This is a genomic window from Armatimonadota bacterium (assembly GCA_020354555.1).
GTDB lineage: Bacteria > Armatimonadota > Hebobacteria.
In genome coordinates this window covers 2,471,957-2,475,703 of sequence record CP070648.1, presented here as the reverse complement: position 1 = coordinate 2,475,703, position 3,747 = coordinate 2,471,957, and the positions used below count along the sequence as shown (strand labels likewise).

Annotated in this window: 3 protein-coding genes; 1 reads left to right on the top strand and 2 read right to left on the bottom strand. The window is 65.4% G+C overall.

Going from position 1 to position 3,747, the window contains the following annotated elements; genetic code table 11:
• Both JSV65_10095 and JSV65_10090 read right to left on the bottom strand, forming a co-directional pair.
• Window positions 1–251: hypothetical protein (locus JSV65_10095; GenBank protein ID UCH32947.1), on the bottom strand; the 251-nt coding region annotated here is incomplete at its 3' end.
• A gap of 30 nt (window positions 252–281) precedes the next feature.
• Window positions 282–2,930: a hypothetical protein gene (locus JSV65_10090; GenBank protein UCH32946.1), complete on the bottom strand. Its 2,649-nt coding sequence runs from the start codon at window positions 2,928–2,930 to the stop codon at window positions 282–284.
• A gap of 222 nt (window positions 2,931–3,152) precedes the next feature.
• Between JSV65_10090 and JSV65_10085 the strand changes: the two genes are divergently transcribed.
• Window positions 3,153–3,747, top strand: a 595-nt coding sequence (locus JSV65_10085; protein UCH32945.1) for a hypothetical protein, incomplete at its 3' end; no start/stop codon positions are given.

The following is a 3,747-nucleotide window of genomic DNA, read 5'->3' as shown; positions in this document are numbered from 1 at the left end:
GGCCACGTTTTCGGCAGGCCGCGCTCCTGATCTTGCGGCACGTTATCGCGCACCCACTTCTGAAGCGCGAGCTGGACCTCCCACTGAATCGCCGGATCGTCGAAGAACTGCTGGAACGAGTAGCCCTGTTCATTGAGCCACGGTGTCAGCAGGTAGTACCGCCGGCTGAAGTTAAAGACGCACGGGACGCGCGCAGGGCGCCCTTGATCGAAATCGCGCCAGAGCTGACGAATCTCCTCGTCGTGTTGCACCAGATCCTCTCCTCGCAATGCGCCGAACGGTTAATCCAGCACCAGGAAATCGGCGATCTCCAGCGGCAGCTCGACGTAGCGTCCGCGGCCCGCACCGTGAACCGGCAGCCTGCCGCGCCGGATGCTGCGGCACGACTTCACGCCCTCGAGACCGGGAAAGCCGACGCGCAGCTGGTCAATCGCCTCCGGCGAGAAGTTGATCAGCGGCACGATCGCGCCATGCGTATCGCTCTCCATGAGTTGGGCTTCGACCAGAGGCTCGGATGTGAAGACGTACGGGGTGCAGCCTGCCAGGCGCAGCGGCGCCGTGAGCAACTCGCGCACGGGGCGGGAATAGTGAATCGGCAGGTCGCCGTCGTCGCCCATGGCCGGACGCACGTATGCCAGCCCCGGCATCGTCCCGATGACGATCACGTGCCCCGCACCGACTTGTCGCACGACCGCCCCGGCCGAGCCATCCCTGAATCGCCCAGCGACTGCCGCGCCGCTGGCACCGGCTTGCTTGCCGGACGCCGGGTGATACACCTGCCGGTAGGCAAGCGCCGGCATCGCGACGGCCGGCAGGCCCGCCGCATCGCCTGTGAACTGCAGGGCGTCCAGAGGGGTGATCGCGTCGAGCGCGCGCGGCGCCACTTTCCGCTGCTCCCGCGCGAGTTCGGCGTCTGCCAAGCCGTACAGCCCGTACATCGCGTCCAGGCGCTGCCGATATTCATCCAGCAGGCCGGCACCGCCGCAGGCGAACAGCACGCCGCCCTTCTCGACCCACGACGCGATGACCGGCGCGGCCGCCGCCTGGATCTCCGGCCCGACGAGGTAGAGCGCCTTGTACGGCGCCAGTCGCCCTTCGATCACATCATCGTCGGTGATGAGGTCAACCGGGTACTGAGCGTGCCGCAGGGCCATCCAGATGCTCTTGCGCTCATTGTTGTCCACGTTGAAGTTGGAGTGGTACAGACTATTGACCTTGTCCTGTGCGGGATCGGCCAGGAGGTCCTCGTTATCCCACACGTCGTTGGGCTTGGATAGCAGAATCGCCGCCTCCGCCGGACGCACGCGCGCCGCGTGCAACTGCTCATCCACCTGCCCAATGTCCCCGATGACGCGGTGGATGGCCGGGAACATCGCCTCGCTCAGGGTGAAGTCAATGTAATCGCACGTGCCCCACACCTGGTTGTAGGTGCAGAAGTGGTTGAGCATCTTGACCCCGTGCGCCACAGCCAGGTAGTTCATGCGGATGGAGTGCTCGGGCGTCTCGCCCGGATCCGTGATGCAGTAATACTGAATCGGCGAGTCGTGATACGACGCAGCCAGTCGCAGCGCGTCGAGCAGGTATCCCTGCGCCTGGGGGCCGGCCTCGGGCACCTGCCACCACCAGTCCTCAGACCACGGCATCGTCATGCCCCGGAACTTGAAGACGTTGATCCATTTGCGGACGTCCGGCCACACGTTCATGTGCGGGCTGAAATTGGCGCCCGTGTACGTGCCGGGGGGATAGCGCGCCTCGACAGCGCGAGTCGCTGCGGCCAACTCGTCCGTCCACAGCATGTAGCGAAACACTGCGGCTTCGTACAGCAGTCTCGGCTTCTCTGTTGGCAGCGGGCCTTGAAGTCGCACATAGCCCCACTGCTCGTCGAGCCCCAACTGCGCCGCCGCCGCCTCGTCCGCCGGACGAACGAAGTCCATCGCGTCGAATCCACGCTGTCCTAGATACTCGCGGAAACGCCGATTCTGCTCTTCGTCGCTCGCGCTGAGCGAAATGTCTATCTCGTCGCCGAAATTGCACTGGCCCACGTAGTCCCAGAGGCCACGGTCGCGCAGTGACTGCACTTGTTCCAGCTTCTCCGCGCCGCGATGAAGGCGATACGTCCGCATCGGCTCGATCCCCAGTTCGCGCATCGCCGCGAGGTCCGTGGAATCCCGCGCGTAGTCCACGAGACTGCTGTAGCCCAGCTCGTGGGTGATGAGCGCGTTAAGCCGGCTGACGCGCGGAGGGTCTTTGAATGTCACGCCTCCCTGATGGCAGTAGAACAGCATCTTCCTTGGAGGCGCGGGCAGCGGGCCGCAGGCTCGCACCCAGGCAAGCTGTTGTTCCGCCGCTTCCTCGACAGTCCACACCTCAGTGCTCTTCTGCGTTTCGACCGGGATAAGCAGCACCGACGTGGGCAGCTTGGGCTCGCCGTGCAGCCAGGTGTGGTAACCCAGCACTAAGGGGTTATCCTCGCGAACATGGATGCGGCGGACGACGTTGTTGGGAGAGCCCTGCGCCAGCTCGGCGTCCAGTTCGATCCGGTCTGCGCGTTCTGGTTCCGAGTGGACGCCGAGATACACGGGCGTTAGGTGCAGCGGGGAAAAATGGAACGTCGGACGGCTGCTCATGTACGGGCCGATATCCAGCCAGTCCGTTCGCTGGCCCGGCCGCAGCCACTGCTCGCGATCGGGCGGCTGCGCGCCGTCGGTCTTGCCTGCCGCGCTCACGTGCCAGACGTCGCCATACCATGGGCTGCGGTTGGGGTTGAAGTAAACTCGGACGCATATGCTGTGGCGGCTATCGTCCGGGTTGGTGATGCGCAGAAACCAGACGCCCGGGCCGAGGGTGTCGTATGGTGCGGCGTGCCCGATCGCGACGGACAGCGCCGCCGCGATGACGAAGACGATCGGAATCAAGTGGCCTGCGTTCATCTCGCCCTCCTCGCCCGTGCGTGCCGCAGTGGTGGACTCTTGTGACGCACGAAGGCGCGATTCCTGCCCAGTGGCTTGCAGAACTCCGGCGCGTGGTGTAACGTGTTGGCGCCGCGCCGACGGTGGGAGGAGGTTTCGGGCGGCAGGTTCATGTCGGATGTGTGAGGAACGATGACGCGACCACAGTGGCCATATCTTGCAGTGCTGATAGGGGCGTTGTTGATGTCTGTCGGTAACACGCGCGACGTCACGGCGGCAAGCGTGGACGACCGGCGCGACGAACTGCGGATCACCGTAACACCTGCGGCGCCGGGCCGACAACTCGTCCGCGCGGCACTGCCATTGCCTCGGGGCTTGCTGCAAGATGGGCAGACGCTTGTCGTCCGCGACGGTCAGCGCGACATCACGGCCTCGCTGCGTCCGCTGACGCGGCACCCCGGGGAGGGTGCCGGAAGCGGGTCGGTGCGCCGTGCGCTGGTAACCTTCCCATACGCCTTTACCGACGAAGCGCCCGTGCGATTCGCGCTGAGGCCGGCGCCCGCGGCCGCGAGAGACGCTCCCAGTTTGCCGGTGAGAGTCAGGGTCTATGGGGAGATCGTCACGGTAGCCTATCGTGACGGCCCCCGCATGCGCGCTCGGCTGCTCGCGCCTGCGCGGACATCTGACGAAGAGCCGCGCACGGACATCATTGAATCGAATGCCCACTTCCACTGGCAGCGAGTACGTCTGCCGGACGCGCAGTGGCCGCGCGTGATTGAGGTCCGTGCGGACGCGTTGGGCCAAGTTGTCGTGATCGCGCATCTGCAGCGCAACCCTG